At 71.9% G+C, this 14,416-nt stretch carries 17 protein-coding genes and 1 pseudogene; 11 read left to right on the forward strand and 7 right to left on the reverse strand.

The window, feature by feature from the left end; all coding sequences use genetic code 11:
- The first annotated feature begins 6 nt into the window (after positions 1 to 6).
- The 6 genes from ACIP63_RS23490 (at position 7) to ACIP63_RS23515 (ending at position 4,964) form a co-directional block, all read left to right on the forward strand.
- Complete coding sequence (locus tag ACIP63_RS23490; RefSeq protein WP_401518780.1) at positions 7 to 1,401, forward strand: MFS transporter; 1,395 nt, start codon at positions 7 to 9, stop codon at positions 1,399 to 1,401.
- 98 nt (positions 1,402 to 1,499) lie between these two features.
- Positions 1,500 to 2,312: an SAM-dependent methyltransferase gene (locus ACIP63_RS23495; RefSeq protein WP_401518783.1), complete on the forward strand. Its 813-nt coding sequence runs from the start codon at positions 1,500 to 1,502 to the stop codon at positions 2,310 to 2,312.
- A gap of 36 nt (positions 2,313 to 2,348) precedes the next feature.
- Positions 2,349 to 2,780: a helix-turn-helix transcriptional regulator gene (locus ACIP63_RS23500; protein ID WP_401518786.1), complete on the forward strand. Its 432-nt coding sequence runs from the start codon at positions 2,349 to 2,351 to the stop codon at positions 2,778 to 2,780.
- Between the two features lie 195 nt (positions 2,781 to 2,975).
- Complete coding sequence (locus ACIP63_RS23505) at positions 2,976 to 3,776, forward strand: SAM-dependent methyltransferase (protein ID WP_401518788.1); 801 nt, start codon at positions 2,976 to 2,978, stop codon at positions 3,774 to 3,776.
- A 69-nt stretch (positions 3,777 to 3,845) separates the two neighbouring features.
- Entirely contained in the window at positions 3,846 to 4,433 is a 588-nt protein-coding gene (locus ACIP63_RS23510) for a YbaK/EbsC family protein (protein WP_401518791.1), read from the forward strand.
- A gap of 54 nt (positions 4,434 to 4,487) precedes the next feature.
- Positions 4,488 to 4,964, forward strand: coding sequence for a hemerythrin domain-containing protein (locus ACIP63_RS23515; protein WP_401518794.1), 477 nt, complete (start codon positions 4,488 to 4,490; stop codon positions 4,962 to 4,964).
- Between the two features lie 45 nt (positions 4,965 to 5,009).
- Here ACIP63_RS23515 and ACIP63_RS23520 read toward each other — a convergent pair whose 3' ends face one another.
- Both ACIP63_RS23520 and ACIP63_RS23525 read right to left on the reverse strand, forming a co-directional pair.
- On the reverse strand, positions 5,010 to 5,975 hold the full coding sequence (locus tag ACIP63_RS23520) for an aldo/keto reductase (protein WP_401518797.1): 966 nt from the start codon (positions 5,973 to 5,975) through the stop codon (positions 5,010 to 5,012).
- Between the two features lie 72 nt (positions 5,976 to 6,047).
- Positions 6,048 to 7,577, reverse strand: coding sequence for a hypothetical protein (locus tag ACIP63_RS23525; RefSeq protein ID WP_401518800.1), 1,530 nt, complete (start codon positions 7,575 to 7,577; stop codon positions 6,048 to 6,050).
- A gap of 275 nt (positions 7,578 to 7,852) precedes the next feature.
- Between ACIP63_RS23525 and ACIP63_RS23530 the strand changes: the two genes are divergently transcribed.
- The gene (locus ACIP63_RS23530) at positions 7,853 to 8,332 is read left to right on the forward strand and encodes a hypothetical protein (protein WP_401518803.1); all 480 of its coding nucleotides are present in this window, start codon (positions 7,853 to 7,855) and stop codon (positions 8,330 to 8,332) included.
- 22 nt (positions 8,333 to 8,354) lie between these two features.
- On the opposite strand, the gene ACIP63_RS23535 is transcribed toward ACIP63_RS23530, so the two are convergent.
- The gene (locus ACIP63_RS23535) at positions 8,355 to 8,867 is read right to left on the reverse strand and encodes a DUF1772 domain-containing protein (RefSeq protein WP_401518805.1); all 513 of its coding nucleotides are present in this window, start codon (positions 8,865 to 8,867) and stop codon (positions 8,355 to 8,357) included.
- Complete coding sequence (locus tag ACIP63_RS23540; RefSeq protein WP_401518807.1) at positions 8,864 to 9,262, reverse strand: VOC family protein; 399 nt, start codon at positions 9,260 to 9,262, stop codon at positions 8,864 to 8,866. Before ACIP63_RS23540 ends, ACIP63_RS23535 begins: the two co-directional genes overlap by 4 nt.
- A 272-nt stretch (positions 9,263 to 9,534) precedes the next feature.
- On the opposite strand from ACIP63_RS23540, the gene ACIP63_RS23545 reads away from it, so the two are divergent.
- The 3 genes from ACIP63_RS23545 to ACIP63_RS23555 all read left to right on the forward strand — a co-directional run bounded on the left by ACIP63_RS23545 (position 9,535) and on the right by ACIP63_RS23555 (position 12,002).
- Positions 9,535 to 10,413: a septum formation family protein gene (locus ACIP63_RS23545; RefSeq protein WP_401518809.1), complete on the forward strand. Its 879-nt coding sequence runs from the start codon at positions 9,535 to 9,537 to the stop codon at positions 10,411 to 10,413.
- 108 nt (positions 10,414 to 10,521) lie between these two features.
- Entirely contained in the window at positions 10,522 to 11,205 is a 684-nt protein-coding gene (locus ACIP63_RS23550; protein ID WP_401518812.1) for a TetR/AcrR family transcriptional regulator, read from the forward strand.
- Positions 11,202 to 12,002 (forward strand): N-formylglutamate amidohydrolase, encoded by an 801-nt coding sequence (locus tag ACIP63_RS23555; RefSeq protein WP_401519558.1) that lies wholly within the window; start codon positions 11,202 to 11,204, stop codon positions 12,000 to 12,002. Before ACIP63_RS23550 ends, ACIP63_RS23555 begins: the two co-directional genes overlap by 4 nt.
- A 9-nt stretch (positions 12,003 to 12,011) precedes the next feature.
- Here ACIP63_RS23555 and ACIP63_RS23560 read toward each other — a convergent pair whose 3' ends face one another.
- Positions 12,012 to 12,446, reverse strand: coding sequence for a VOC family protein (locus ACIP63_RS23560; RefSeq protein ID WP_401518815.1), 435 nt, complete (start codon positions 12,444 to 12,446; stop codon positions 12,012 to 12,014).
- 275 nt (positions 12,447 to 12,721) lie between these two features.
- Between ACIP63_RS23560 and ACIP63_RS23565 the strand changes: the two are divergent.
- Positions 12,722 to 13,039, forward strand: a pseudogene (locus ACIP63_RS23565) (aldo/keto reductase); the annotation flags it as partial.
- Between the two features lie 47 nt (positions 13,040 to 13,086).
- Here ACIP63_RS23565 and rbsD read toward each other — a convergent pair.
- Both rbsD and ACIP63_RS23575 read right to left on the reverse strand, forming a co-directional pair.
- Complete coding sequence (gene rbsD / locus ACIP63_RS23570; protein ID WP_401518817.1) at positions 13,087 to 13,476, reverse strand: D-ribose pyranase; 390 nt, start codon at positions 13,474 to 13,476, stop codon at positions 13,087 to 13,089.
- Positions 13,473 to 14,411: a ribokinase gene (locus ACIP63_RS23575; protein WP_401518820.1), complete on the reverse strand. Its 939-nt coding sequence runs from the start codon at positions 14,409 to 14,411 to the stop codon at positions 13,473 to 13,475. The genes rbsD and ACIP63_RS23575 overlap by 4 nt, the downstream gene beginning before the upstream one ends.
- Positions 14,412 to 14,416 lie beyond the last annotated feature (5 nt).

Consider the following 14,416-nt stretch of genomic DNA (forward strand, 5'->3'; position numbering starts at 1 on the left):
AATCCGATGGAACCGACGGAGAAGAAGGAAGCGACGGTGGAAGCGGAACCGGCAACGAAACGCGTGCCGTTCGCCCGGCGGATCGCCATCCCGGGCGGCCGGGACGGAAGGCGCATGCTGGTGGTCGCCGTCATCGACAAGGTGGGCACCGGCCTGTGGAGCGGAGCGGCCACGCTCTACTTCATCTACGTCGCGCACCTGTCGGTGGCTCAGATCGGCCTGCTGATGGGGCTGTCCGGCATTCTCGGCATAGCCGGGCCGCCGCTCGCGGGCCGGCTCGCCGACCGCTTTCCGGTGACCCGTGTCCTGGTCGTCGCCCAACTGGGGCGGGGAGCCGCACTGTTGGCTCTGCTGACGACCGACGACTACGCGCTGCTGGTGCTGTTCTCGGCGCTGGGCGCCCTGCCGGACCGCGCGTCGAGCGTCCTCACCAAGCTGTTCGCCGCGCGGGTCGCCGGTCCCCACCGCATCCGCTACCAGGCGATCCAGCGCACCGCCGTGAACATCGGGTGGGCCGTCGGCGCGGCCGGGGCCGCTGCCGCACTCACCGTGGGGACGACCGCCTCCTACCAGGCGCTGCTGCTCGCCAACGTCGCCTCGTACCTGGTGATAGGGGTCCTGACCCTGCGGTGCGCGGAACCACCGGCCCCCGGCCGTGTCGTCGCCGGGCCGAACACTTCAGCGGGCGGGGGCGGCTCCGCAGACGTCCGGCGCGGCCTTCCCGCCGCCCGGACCGAGCCGGCGACACCCTGGCGGGACCGCCGCTACCTCGCGTTCACCGGATCGGAGATCTGGCTGTTCCTGGACGACAGCATCCTCCAGGTCGGATTCCCTCTGTGGATCGTCCACGCCACCGACGCTCCGGTCGGGCTGGCGCCGCTGGTCCTCGTCCTCAACAGCGTGCTGGTGATCGCGCTCCAGGTCCCGCTGTCCCACTTCGGCGAGACCAGGGCGGCCGCCCGCCGTCTGCTCGTCCCGATCGGCGCCGCCTTCCTCACGGGAGGAGTGGCCCTCGCCGCATCGGCGGGCGGCGGCCCCTGGTTCGCCACCGGCGCCGTCCTCCTCGCGGCCACCGCCTTCACTCTCGCCGAGATCCTGCACGCGCTCTCGTCCTGGGAACTCTCCGTCGCCCTCGCCCCCGGCGAAGCACAAGGCGCCTACCTCGGCGTCCACGGCCTGGCCCAGTCCGCACAGCGCAGCCTCGGTCCCGTAGTCGTCGGAGCCGCCGTGAGCGCGGGCCCGTTCGCCTGGCCGGTGCTCGGCGCCACGCTCGTGGTGGCATGCCTCGCACAGCACCGGCTGGTCAGGCCGCGCTCGTCCGCACCGGCGGCCGGGAGCGTGGACGGGCCGAGGGCCCGCCCAGCCGGGGCAGGCCGGTCTTCCGCCGTCCCGCCGGGCTGACCCGCCGGCCAGGCGAACCGGCATGCCCATCACGGCTCTTGGGGGCGTAGGTTGTGCGATGAACGGTTCACGCCTCGGGGAAAGACGGAACGGTACGCATGACCGACCACGCGACAGTGCCCGGCTCCGCACAGCAGGAGATCGATACCTCGGTGCCGCACTCGGCCCGGATCTGGAACTACTGGCTGGGCGGGAAGGACAACTACCCCGTCGACGAGCGGGCCGGTGACGCGTACAGCGCCGTCTTCCCCGGCATCGTGACCGTGGCCCGCAGCAGCCGCGCCTTCCTGGGCCGTAACATCGCCCACCTGGTCACCGAGGCCGGCATCCGGCAGTTCCTGGACGTCGGGACGGGCCTGCCGACCGAGGACAACACCCACGAGGTCGCCCAGCGCCTCGCCCCGGAAGCGCGGATCGTCTACGTCGACCACGATCCCCTGGTCCTCGCGCACGCCCGAGCCCTGCTCACCTCCACCCCCGAGGGCGCGACCGCCTACATCGACGCCGACCTGGCCGACCCCGACCGCATCCTGTCGGCCGCCGCCGGCACGCTGGACCTGAGCCGTCCCACCGCCCTGATCCTCAGCAACATCCTGGGCCACATCGCCGACTACGACCAGGCGCGCGCGATCGTCTCCCGCCTGATGGACGGGCTGCCGTCCGGCAGTTACCTCTCCGTCAACGACGGTTCACGGGGTGTCGACGCCGATTACGAGCAGGCCCAGGACGCCTACAACGACACCGGGGCCATCCCGTACTTCCTGCGCCCCGTCGACAGGATCACGGCGTTCTTCGACGGCCTCGAACTCCTGGACCCGGGAGTCGTGTCGGTGCCCTTCTGGCGTCCGGACCCCTCCGCGCCCACGCCCCTGCCGATCGGTGAGCACGGAGGTCTCGCCCGCAAGCCGTGACGCGTCCCTGCCCGGCCGGGGTGGCACGATGGTGCCGTGAGCCGCGCCGTGGAGGACACCAACCGCCGTATGCTCCGCGCCAGGGACGCGATGGACCGCGCGTACGCGCAGCCGCTGGACGTCCCGGCGCCGGCCCGGATCGCCCATGTGTCCCCGGCCCATTGCGCACGTACCTTCCGGGCCACCTTCGGCGAGACACCGCACCGCTACCTCCGGCGCCGCCGCGTCGAGCGGGCGATGTTCCTGCTGCGGGAGACCGGCCGCAGCGTCACGGACATCGGTCACGAGGTCGGGTTCGGCAGTCCGGGCACCTTCAGCCGCACGTTCAGTGGCATCGTCGGCCGGTCGCCGAAGGTCTACCGCAGGGACAGCCACCCGTCGGCACCGTGGATCGGCCGGGACAAGGACCCGGCCGGTGGCAGCGCACCCCTGGGCGGCGACGGCACGGCGCGCGTCCACGGGCGGTGACGGGGCTCCCTGTCGCACCCGCGGGCCGGCCGCCCTTCGTAACACAGCCCCTCCGACCGTCAGCACGCCTACGTGCCATCGGACTTGGCCGCGCGGTCGCGGTGGTCGTCGGTCTCCGTCGGACGGCCGGTCAAGGGGTACCGTGATCGCACACGAGTCCGACCTGGGCCTCTTGGCCACACGAGGTGACGCACGATGAACGAATACCCGCTGCCCACGCCCCACCCCACGGACGCGCATCCCGCCCGCGTCTACAACGCCTGGCTGGGCGGCAAGGACCACTACCCGGTGGACCAGGAGGCGGCCGACCTCGCAGCGGCGGCGAACCCCACCATCGTGCCGTCGGTGCGGGCCAACCGGGCCTTCCTCGGCCGTGCCGTGCATCACCTGGCGGCAGCCGGGGTCCGCCAGTTCCTCGACATCGGTACGGGCATCCCCGCCGCGGCCAACACGCACGAGGTGGCCCAGCAGGCCGCTCCGGAAGCGCGTGTCGTGTACGTCGACAACGACCCGATCGTCCTCACCCACGCCCGGGCGCTGCTGGTCAGTGGTGCCGAGGGGCAGACGGACTACGTGCAGGCCGACGCGCGGGAGGTCGACACGATTCTCGACGCCGCCTCGCGCACCCTGGATCTGGACCGGCCGGTCGGCCTGATGCTCGTGGCGATCCTGCAGTACATCAAGGACTCCGAGGACCCGTGGGACATCACCCGCCGGCTGCTGGACCGTCTCGCCCCGGGCAGCCACCTCGTCCTGTCCCACCCGGCCGCTGACGTCACCGCCCCCGAGGTCGCCGAATCCATGCGGATCTACAACGAGCGGGCCGCCAGCCACGCCTCCGCGACCCCTCGCACGCAGAAGGAAGTGGAACGCTTCTTCGACGGCCTGGAGATCCTGGAACCGGGCGTGGTCACCCTGACCCGCTGGCGTCCCGGGCCGTCCGACGCTCCGGACGACACCCTGCCCATGTGGTGCGGGGTCGCCCGCAAGGTGTAACGCCCGCTCCTCCGGGGACGACATCCCGTGCCGCCTGCGCGGCAGCAGCTCATCACCGAGGTCAAGCGCATGTCCGACGAAGGATTGGTGCACGTGCCCGAACACTTCACGTCCGTCTCGCAGGAGCCCGCGGCAGACCCGAGCGGCGATGCCGCCTATCTGCGGCTCATCGCACTGCTCGACGAGAGCGGTGCGCGGTACCGCGTCATCGACCACGCCCCGGAAGGGCGCACCGAGGAGGTCAGCCGATACCGGGGGCATCCTGTGGCGCAGGGGGCCAAGTGCCTGGTCGTCATGGTCAAGACGGGCAAGCGCACCAAGCGGTACTTCCTCGCGGTCGTCCCCGGCGACGCACGGGTCGACCTGCCGGGCCTGAAGGCCCTGGCGGAGGGCAGTTACGTGTCGTTCGCCTCGCCGGACCGGGCCGAGGCGCTGTCCGGGAGCGTCAGCGGCACCATTCTGCCGTTCAGCTTCCATCCGGATCTCGAACTCGTCGTGGACCCGGGGGTCCTGGAACACGAGGAGATCTTCTTCAACGCCGCGCGGCTCGACCGTTCCCTGGCCCTGGACACGCGGGACTACCGGGACCATCTCCGTCGTGCGGAGGCGCGGATCCACCCGATCGTCGCGAAGCAGCCGGAGGCGACCGGCTCATAGGGGGCATGTCACCACTTGTCACCCATAAGCCGCGCGCCCGGTTACGGTGGCCGCATGTGCCACTACTGCGGCTGCCGTGAGATTCCGCTGATCAAGGAGTTCATCGCGGAGCACGAGTCCGTCACCGACACCGCGGGGGACGCCGTGCGCGCCCTCGACCACGGCGACCCGGCACTCGCCGGGGAGCTGGTCGTCCGGATGGGGCGGGAGCTCCTCGCCCACTGGCAGGGCGAGGAGGACGGGCTCTTCGCGGTCATGGGCGGCGACCCCGAGTACGCCGGATACGTCGACGTCCTGGTACGGGAGCACCGCGAGCTCGCCGCGTTCCTCGACCGGGTCGATCTGGGCCGCCCCGAGGACGTCGTACAGCTGCGGGAGGCCGTCGACGAGCTGCACCGCCACATCACCAAGGAGGAGGACGGCCTCTTCCCGGCCTCTCTCACCGCGCTCTCCGGGGACGAGTGGGACCGCTCGATGGCTGCGTGGCGGGCGGCGCATCCGGACGCCCCCGGAGACCTGGGCCGCCCTTGACCGTGACCCGCGGGTCACGGTGGCGGCGGCCCTCGGCCGTCCACGTCAGGCGTAGAAGTCGCGCTGCCACCGGTGCCCGGCGAGGATCGCGAGCTGGTCCTCCGTGAGGGTGCGGCCGTCGCTCAGCGCGGTGTTCCGCTCGACGTTGCGTACGGAGCGCATGCCGGGGATCACGGTGGAGACCGCCGGTGAACTCAGCACGAACCGCAGCGCGTTCTCGGCGATCTCGTCGGGTGCGATGGAGAGGTCGCTGACGATCGCGGCCACCCGGCGCTCCACCTGGGCCGGGCGGTCGCCCCGGAAGTAGCGGTTGCGCCAGTCGCCCTCGGGGAAGGTCGTGCCGGCGGTGATCCGCCCGGTGAGCCCGCCCTCGTCCAGCGCCACCCGCACGATGACGCCGACGCCGTGTTCCTCGCAGGCCGGCAGGAGCGCGTCGGCGGGCGCCTGGTCGAACACGTTGTAGATGACCTGGACGCTGTCGACGGCGCCGCTGCGGACGAGCGCGAGGGCGGTGTCGGGCTGGTGGTCGTTGACGGAGACGCCGAAGAGGCGGATCTTGCCCTCCCGCTTCAGATCGGCGACGGTCTCCAGCCAGTCCCCGCGGCCCATCCACTCGTCGTTCCAGACGTGGAACTGCAGGACGTCGAAGTGGTCCAGGCCGGAGGCGCGGAGGCTGGTCTCCAGGCTCGTACGGATGTGCTCGCCGGGGAACGCCTCGGCAGGGTCGACCCCGTCCGGCGCCGGCCAGACCCTGTTCTTCGGCGGCACCTTGGTCGCGACCAGTACGTCGTCGCCCGTGCGTTCGCGGACGACCCGGCCGACGATGCGCTCGCTCTCGCCGTAGCCCCGCGCCGTGTCGATGAAGTTCACTCCGAGATCCACGGCCCGGTTCAGGGCGCGTACGGACTCGTTCTCGGTGGCCCCGACCCAGCTGGACTCTCCGATGCCCCAGGCGCCGTATCCGATCTCCGACACCGGGAGTCCGCTACGCCCCAGCTTGCGATAACGCACAGTCATCCTCCACGTCGCGACATGGCTCCCCGGTGGGAAACACGTCGACGATAGGCGAGTCGGGCGTTCCGGTCAGCTGGATTGTCCGGAGGCCGCCGACCAGCCGGTGGCGGGGCCCGGCAGCAGATAGGTCCGGTGGGGGCCTGGGCCCCGGCCTGCCGGCAGGGGGACCACCCGCGTGCCGCCGGCGCCCGGGGGTGGTGCGCCGCCCCCGGGCACCAGGACGGCTGTGGGCACGCGCCGCGCGAGGTCGTGGAGGGCTCCGGGGGTGATGCTCGCGTCGTGCCCGTCGGTCTGGCGCGAGGCGCAGCCGGCGTAGTAGGCGATCGGCACGGCGTGGTCACCGCTGACCACGCAGGGCGGGCGCACGCCCAGCCGGTTCAACGCCCCGGCCACGGCGGCGAATTCCGCGGTCGTGGCCTGGCTGGTGCGGACGACATGACTGAGCACGGAGAGCTGGACCGTGAGATGGGCGGCCAGGGCCAGCGTCAGCGCGGCGGCTCCCGCGCGGCGGCGTGAGCGCCGTGTCCGTGCGTAGAGGTGCACCACGTGTTCCGCCGCGGGTACGGCCAGCAACGCGTAGGCGGGGAGCAGGAATCGGGGAGCGGCGTATTCGACCAGGAACAGATACGGAACAGCCGACGAGAGGCCCGTCGCCGTCGCCAGCAGTGCCGTGGCACCTCGGCCCGCACGCCGCGCCGCCGCGATCCCGCCGGCCGCGAGCAGGGGCAGTGCCACCCACCACACGGCCGTGGCCGGGTTCTCCCAGCCGATGTCGCAGGGGCGGCACAGGGTCCGGCCGGCGAGCGAACGCAGGTGGTCGTCGACCGCGAAGTTCCACCCGAGCCCGCCCTGGATCTCGCCGGCCCGGTGCAGCCGGGCGGGGAGGCCGCCGTAGTGGGCGTAGGCCTCGGCGGCCCAGGGCGCGCAGCCCCCCACGAGTCCGCCGACGAGCGCGGCGCACATGCGTGGCAGGCGTCGGCCTGGCACCACGGAGACGGCGAGGGCCAGCGGCAGCGCGAGCCAGAAACCGTCGGCCGGCCTCATCAGCGCGACCAGGGCCACGGCCGCCCCCGCGCCTGCCGTCTCCGTCGGCCCGGCACCGTCGCGCAGAGCCCTCACGACCCATCCGGTCGCGGCCAGCGCGCCCAGGGCGCACCACAGGTTGGGCATGGCCGCGGGGCCGTAGAACAGGGTCGGCCACAGGCTCCCGAACAGCGCGCCCGCGCCTACGAGCACGGGCGTGGGCAACACCCTCCGCCAGATCCACAGGGCGAGGACCAGGGCGGCGGCGGACAGCAGGGCGAGATAGATCCGGAGCGCGGTGGTGGACGGGGTGAGCGCGGCGACCGGAGCGACCAGATAGGAGATCCCCCGGGCGCGGGGGGCGCTGAAGAAGGCGGCAGGGGCGTTGCCTCCGACCTGGCTGACGTAGACCGTCTCGTCCCATGCCAGCCCTGAACCCGGTACGACGAAGGCGAGTTGGACCGCGGCGAAGACCGATGCGACCGCCGTCAGCCATGGCAGCGGGCGGGATGCCCGCAGGCTCGGCCGGACCTCCGGCGCCTTCTGCGACGGGCTCAGTGGCGGGCACTCACGCATGACCGCTCCTCTCCTCACCGGTGCCGCGGGGCGGAGGTGTGCGGCCTTGGTCAACGAGGGAGGTGCGCCTGGAGTCACGCGCGGGCCGTGCGCCGCGAACGACGGTCGGCGCGCGGCGCGCCATGACCGGTGGTGGGACAGGCAATCCCCCAGTCCCCCTGGGGGACAGCCCCCATGAAAAGTCGGGGCCTGGCTGCATCGCTGGGGGGACGTGCCGTCCCTAGGTTTGGGGTGGAATCAGAGCACCGTCCCCGCATCCCTCCCGGAGGAACCCCGTGACCGCCCGATTGCACCTGCCGACGAAGCGCACCGCCCATCCGCTGGTCGCGGCGTTCGTGCGCTTCGTCGTCTGCGGGGGCGGTGTCGGACTGGCCGCCAGTGGTGCGCTGGTGCTGCTGGGCGAGCGGATACCGCTGGTCCTCGCCAACGCCGTGATCACCGTCGTCTCCACGGTGATAGCGACGGAGCTGCACAGCCGGATCTCCTTCCGGAGCGACCGCAGGGGGTGGCGGATCCACCTGCAGTCCGGGCTGACGGTGGTGGTGAGTTACGCGTTCACCACCGGCGCCCTGCTCGTGCTGCACGCCGTGCAGGCGGCTCCCTCCGCGCTCGTCGAGCAGACCGTCTATCTGTCGGCGTCCGCGGCGGCCGGCGTCGGGCGGTTCGCGCTGCTGCGGATGGTCGTCTTCACACCGGCTCCCGCGCCGTCGGACTCCCCCGCCCTGACCAGGCCGGCGGTCGTGATCGCGGCCTGATCCCCCGGGCTCCGTACGACCCCTAAGGGCTCAACTCCCGTACGGCCGTGCCATGGACGTGGAGCGCCCACAGCACGGCGCCGAGGGACGCGGTGTGGAGGACGGCCCGGACGGTGTTCCAGGTGACCCAGCGGTCCTCGAACGCGGCGCGGGCTTCCCTGAGCCGGTCGGGGGCCGAGTCGAGCGGCACCTTGTCGAGCGTGTCGTTGAGCGGGACGTTCTGCGTTCCGGTGACGAGGAACGCCGCGCCGTAGAGCACCAGCGCGGCGATGATCCACGGCAGGGCTCCCCCGCTGTGCCCCTTCGCGGCGAGGACCGTCGCCAGCACCAGCAGCGGCAGCGGCAGCAGGAAGGGGGTGAGGAACCAGCCGTTGATGATGGCCCGGTTGATGTGCCGCATGCTCTGGACGAACGCCCGGTCGTCGCCACGGGACAGGCCCGGCATGACGGCGTAGGAGAAGGCGCAGAACAGCCCGGCCATCAGGGCCGCTCCCACGGCCGAGGCGAGGAGTACCACGGTCTGCAGTGTTCTCATGCGTGCTCCGAATCCGGCGCCGGCGCCCACTCGACGAACTGGACGACGACCCCGTTGGGGTCGGTGATCTGGAACAGGCGCTCGCCCCACGGTTCTTCGCGCAGCGGCATCGTGATCTCGATGCCTTCCGCGCGCAGCCGCTTCTCCTCGTCCTCCAGACCGGTGAGGGTGAAGGCGAGGATCAGTCCGGAGGCGTGCTGGTCGCGCTGGGCGGCGGGCAGGATGTCGATGCCGCGGCGCAGGAGAACGATATCGACCGCGGCGTCCTCGCGGGCGAGGGAAGCGAAGTCCTCGGTGGCGACGGTCTCGCCGTACCCGAGGTGATTGGTGAAGAAGGCCTTGGACGCGGCGACGTCGTCGACGGTGAGCGAGACGGTGGACGTGGTGATCTGCATGCGGGCTCCTGAGCCGAAGTGGTCCGGGGGGCGGTCGGATGACGGAGCCTCAGTTATGAGGCCGACGCGGGAAGTTGCCACCCCTCGTGGCCGCCCCCTGCGTATCACGCGACAGCATATTTACTATGGACGTAACTTTAGCCTTGGAGAACAAGGACCGTCAACATAAAAATACCACGAGCGTACGTTTCACCCGTACACAGAGTCGTCACACATATGCCATACGATGCGCACACCTGTTCACAGCTCTTCCGCTTGAGGATGCCCACGTCATGTTTTTCGGTGTCACGTCCCGTTCAGCGCGCGGCATGTCCGCCGCCGTCGCCCTTCTCGCGATCGGCGCGGTGGGCTGCGGCGATGCCATCGACAGCGCCAAGGCCGGTGCCAAGAAGGCGATTCGTCAGCGGTCGGTCTTCTCCCTCACTCCGGGCGACTGCTACAACCCGAACAGCGGGGCGACCGCGAGCCAGGAGTTCAGCGTCGAGATCGTCCCGTGCGGGGAGGCCCACAAGGGGCAGGTCGTCGGCGATTTCACCATCAAGGGAGAGTCGGCATACCCCGGTGACGACGGGGCGACGAAGATCGCCGACAAGCAGTGCCCGGTGGAGTCGCAGAAGTTCATCTCCGACACCTGGGCGGTCCCGGCGGGCGTCAGCCTCTTCTACTACTACCCCACCAGCGACACCTGGAAGACCGGCGACCGGGCGGTGAGCTGCACGTACGCCAAGGAGTCGGGGACGTTCACCGGATCGCTCCAGAACAAGTCCCTGAACGCCGACCAGCTGGCGTACCTGAAGGGCTCCAACGCCGTCTACGAGGCGCTCTGGAACAACCAGCCCGAGGCGGACCAGATCGAGGACGACCTTGCCGGTTACAAGGAGCAGGCCGAGGCCGTTTCCACGGCGCTGAACGCCCACGTGACCGGCCTGAAGAGCCTGAAGCAGCCGGAGACCACCAAGCTCCGCACGCGGCTGGAGGAGACCGCGGACGCGTGGGAGGAGGCGGCCTCGGCCGGGAGCATCGACGACTTCTACATCGCCTACGACCTCGCCTTCACCGGCATCGACCCGAACGGGACGGTCGCCGCCCGCAAGGAGTTGAAGCTCGCCACCACCGTCCCGGCCGACGACGCCGAGGTCTGGGCGAACTGACCTCCCGGCCCGCACACGCCGCCCCGCCCGGCCCCTGCCGACGGGGCGGCGTCAGCCGGGTCCCCCACCGGTCGGCACAGAAAGATACGACGAGTATAAACTTCACTCATGAGCATCCAGGCGAGCACCGAGACCGTCGGACTCCGCGAGTCGAAGAAGCGCGAGACGCGGCAGTCGATCTCCGACCACGCGACCAGGCTCTTCGTCGAGCAGGGCTTCGAGCGGACGACGATCGCCGAGATCGCCACCGCCGCCCGGGTCGCGAAGAAGACGGTGACCAACTACTTCGCGCGCAAGGAGGACCTGGCGCTGGACCACCAGGACGAGTTCGCCGCGAGCCTGGCGCGTACGGTCGCCGGCCGCGCCGCGGGTGAATCGGCGCTCGCCGCGCTCCGTCGCGGCTTCCTGGCCTCCGCCGCGGCGCAGGACCCGGTGGCGGGGTTCGCCGGTCCCCGGTTCTCCCGGATGATCGCCGACAGCCCGACGCTCTCGACGTGCCTGCGCGGCCTGCACGACCGGCGCGAGGACGCTCTGGCGGAGGTGCTCGCCGAGGCGACCGGCACCTCCTCCGACGACATCACCCCGTGCACGGCGGCCGCCCTGCTCGGCGGGGTGCACCGCGTCCTGTTCCGGCGCATCCAGGAACTGACACTGGCGGGCAGGGACAACTCCGAGATCGCCGCGATCATCGGGGACGAGGCCGCCGCCGCCTTCGATCTGCTGGGACCGGCCCTCGCGGGCTACGCGACCGCCCCCCACCCCGAGGCCGCACGTGCGGGGGCCGACTCCTGAGCCCCGAGCCGTCCCCCTTCCAGCTCCTGCCCGGCGCCGCCGGGTCTCCGGTGCTGCTGCATGTCCCGCACTCCTCCCGGGTCGTCCCGGAGCGCGTGCGCGAGGGCATCGTGCTCGACGACGCGGCCCTCGACACCGAGCTCGACCACATCACCGACTCCCACACGGCCGACCTGGCCGCCAGGGCCTCCGCGGCCTGCGCGGTGGCCCCCTGGCGCTTCGTCAACGGCCTGTCGCGGCTGGTCGTCGACCCGGAGCGGTTCCCCGACGACCGGGAGGAGATGCTGGCCGCCGGCATGGGCGCGGTGTACACCCGCACCACGCACCGGGAGCGGCTCCGCCCGCCCGGTGCGGATCCGGCGCCGCTGCTCGACCGCTATTTCCACCCGTACGCCCGGGCGATGACCGCCGCCGTCGACGAACGGCTGGCCGCCACGGGTCGTGCCGTCGTGGTCGACGTCCACTCCTACCCGGCCGTCGCGCTCCCGTACGAGCTGCACGGCGCCGGCCCGCGGCCTCCGGTCTGTCTGGGCACCGACGGCTTCCACACCCCGCCCGGGCTTCTGGCCCGGGCGGAGGCGGCGTTCGCGGGATTCGGCGGCACGGGGCTGAACAGCCCGTTCCCCGGTACGTACGTGCCGCTCAAGCACTACGGGAAGGACCGCCGGGTCGGCGCGCTGATGATCGAGATCCGGCGCGACCTGTACATGAGCGAGCCGGGCGGCCCCGCCGGCCCCGGGCTCGACGCGCTCGCCACCGCGCTGGCCACGCTGGTGGACGGACTCACGGACGCATGACGGCGGCGGCTACCTGGGCCGGGCGTAGGGCCTGGTCATGATCTCCATGTTGTGGCCGTCCGGGTCCTCGAAGTAGACCCCGCGGCCGCCGAAGAGCCGGTTGACGCAGCCGGGTTCCTTGTGATTGGGGTCGGCGTAATAGGTGACGTCGAGCGCCTCGAGCCGGGCGACCATGGTGTCGAACTGCGCGTCGGGGACGAGGAAGGCGTAGTGCTGCGACTGCACCGGCTCGCCCCGCAGCTCGTAGTAGTCGAGCGTCACGCCGTTGCCCAGGTCGACGGGGAGGAACGGCCCGAACGGCCGGCCGACCTCCAGGCCTAGGACGGTGGCGAGGAACTCGGCCGACAGGCTGCGGTCTCTGGCGAACACGGCGTGGTGGTCCAACTGGACGACGTCGACGCCCTGTTCGCTTCCGTGCGGGTCCTGCTTCTCTGTGTGGGACATGTCTGCTGCTTCTCCGTGTCGTGGATTCCGCTGGGAGGGGGGCGCCGCGCAGGGCGCCGGGCGGGAGAACACGACAGGGTGGCGGGGCTCGCGCCCGCCACGCGCTCATGCAGGAGCCGGGCTTCTCTCTCGTACATGGCCCAAGGCCGACCCGGCAGTCACAGGCCCGACTCTAAGGGCTCGGGAATCCGGCCGCAACGGAGCCGGGGACGCACGACGAGCACGCTCGCGGTACCGGCCGCCCTGCCAACTGGGCTGCTAGCGTGTCCCGTTAACTGCTCGCGGAAGCCCTGCCCCCCTACCCCTAGGACCTCCTCACCACCAAGGTCGGTCTCACCCGGCCGAATCCCTCGGCCGACTGGAAGCTCGACGGGAGGCCCGCCGTCCTGCGCGACCAGGTGGAGCAGGGGCTGCGCCGCCTGCGTGTCGAGCGGATCGAGCTCCTGCAACTGCACCGCATCGACCCGGAGACCCCGCTCGCCGACCAGCTAGGCACCCTCCGGGACCTCCGGGACGAGGGAAAGATCGGCCGGATCGGCCTCTCCGAGGTCACCGCCGACGAACTCGCGGAGGCGCGGGAGAACCTCGAGATCCTCGACCGGTTGGCCGCACCCGAGTAAGGGTCCGGCCGGGGCCGGTGTCAGAAGAAGACGCCGCACCTCAGCAGCACGTTGGCGTACGGCCGGGCCTCCCCTGTCCGCACCACCAGACGGGCGGACGCGGTGAGCGCCTTCAGCCGTTCGTGGGACACGTGTGCGAGGTCCGGGAGGCGGGCGGCCAGGAGGCGGGCGGCTTCGGGGTTCGCCTCCCGTATCTCCTCGGCCGCCGTCGCGCCCTCCACGGCCAGTTCGTCCAGCAGGCCGTCCAGGACCTCGGCGAAGGACGGGATGCCCGCCCGGAAGGCGAGGTCGACCACGCGGGGCCCCGGGGGGATGGGCATGCCCACGTCGCAGATCAGCACGCCGTCGCCATGCCCGAGTTCCGCCAGCGCTCCCGCCAGATGGCGGTTCAGGATGCCTGCCTTCTTCACAGCGCCGCGACCTCTTCCGCTGTCGGGAAGGACGCCTGCGCGCCCTCCTTGGTGACGGCTGCCGCGCCGACCCGTACGGCGAACGCGGCGGCCTCGGTGAGTTCCTCGCCCAGGCCGAGCCGCCAGGCCAGGGCCGCGGTGAACGCGTCGCCCGCGCCCGTCGTGTCCACGGCGTCGACCCGGGGGCTCGGTACGCGTACGGGCTCGCCCCCACGCGTGTCGGAGACCAGCGCTCCTTCGGCACCCAGGGTGATCACCACCGAGCGCGGCCCGAGGGCGGTCAGTCCGCGCGCCCAGGACTCCGGGGTGCTGCCCGCGCCCTCCCCCAGGATGTAGCGCGCCTCGTGCTCGTTGACCACCAGCGGGTCGCAGGCGGCCAGCACCTCGTCGGGCAGCGGCGCGGGCGGGGAGGGGTTGAGGACCAGCCGCGCGCCCGGACGGAGGGCGCGGGCCGTCTCCGCGACGGTGTCCAACGGGATCTCCAGTTGTACGGAGACCACGCGCGCCGACGCGAGGAGCGGTCCCGCGGCCCTGATGTCCTCGGGGGTCAGCCGGGCGTTGGCGCCCGGGGAGACGACGATGCTGTTGTCGCCCGAGGGGTCGACGGTGATGAGGGCGACGCCGGTGGGCGCCCCTCCGACCAGGACTCCGTCGGTGTCGACACCCGCCTCCTGCTGCGAGGCGCGCAGCAGCCGCCCGTGGGCGTCGTCGCCGACCCGGGCCAGCAGCGCCGTACGGGCGCCGAGTCGGGCGGCTGCGACCGCCTGGTTGGCGCCCTTGCCGCCGGGGTGGACGACGAGGTCGGAGCCGAGCACCGTCTCCCCCGGCCCGGGGCGGCGGTCGACGCCGACGACCAGGTCGGCGTTGGCCGACCCGACGACCAGGAGGTCGTGCCCGGAGGGTGCGGAGGCCGCGGAGGCATCGGTCGCGTGCATCAGGC

Origin of the sequence: Streptomyces sp. NPDC088746 (genome assembly GCF_044751065.1) — a bacterium.
Taxonomy (GTDB): domain Bacteria; phylum Actinomycetota; class Actinomycetes; order Streptomycetales; family Streptomycetaceae; genus Streptomyces.

Excerpts from the sequence above, each read along its gene's own strand:
- ACIP63_RS23490 (WP_401518780.1), top strand. The coding sequence starts at position 7 with ATGGAACCGACGGAGAAGAAGGAAGCGACGGTGGAAGCGGAACCGGCA.
- ACIP63_RS23495 (WP_401518783.1), top strand. The coding sequence starts at position 1,500 with ATGACCGACCACGCGACAGTGCCCGGCTCCGCACAGCAGGAGATCGAT.
- ACIP63_RS23505 (WP_401518788.1), top strand. The coding sequence starts at position 2,976 with ATGAACGAATACCCGCTGCCCACGCCCCACCCCACGGACGCGCATCCC.
- ACIP63_RS23510 (WP_401518791.1), top strand. The coding sequence starts at position 3,846 with ATGTCCGACGAAGGATTGGTGCACGTGCCCGAACACTTCACGTCCGTC.
- ACIP63_RS23515 (WP_401518794.1), top strand. The coding sequence starts at position 4,488 with ATGTGCCACTACTGCGGCTGCCGTGAGATTCCGCTGATCAAGGAGTTC.
- ACIP63_RS23525 (WP_401518800.1), bottom strand. The coding sequence starts at position 7,577 with ATGCGTGAGTGCCCGCCACTGAGCCCGTCGCAGAAGGCGCCGGAGGTC.
- ACIP63_RS23535 (WP_401518805.1), bottom strand. The coding sequence starts at position 8,867 with ATGAGAACACTGCAGACCGTGGTACTCCTCGCCTCGGCCGTGGGAGCG.
- ACIP63_RS23540 (WP_401518807.1), bottom strand. The coding sequence starts at position 9,262 with ATGCAGATCACCACGTCCACCGTCTCGCTCACCGTCGACGACGTCGCC.
- ACIP63_RS23545 (WP_401518809.1), top strand. The coding sequence starts at position 9,535 with ATGTTTTTCGGTGTCACGTCCCGTTCAGCGCGCGGCATGTCCGCCGCC.
- ACIP63_RS23550 (WP_401518812.1), top strand. The coding sequence starts at position 10,522 with ATGAGCATCCAGGCGAGCACCGAGACCGTCGGACTCCGCGAGTCGAAG.
- ACIP63_RS23560 (WP_401518815.1), bottom strand. The coding sequence starts at position 12,446 with ATGTCCCACACAGAGAAGCAGGACCCGCACGGAAGCGAACAGGGCGTC.
- ACIP63_RS23575 (WP_401518820.1), bottom strand. The coding sequence starts at position 14,411 with ATGCACGCGACCGATGCCTCCGCGGCCTCCGCACCCTCCGGGCACGAC.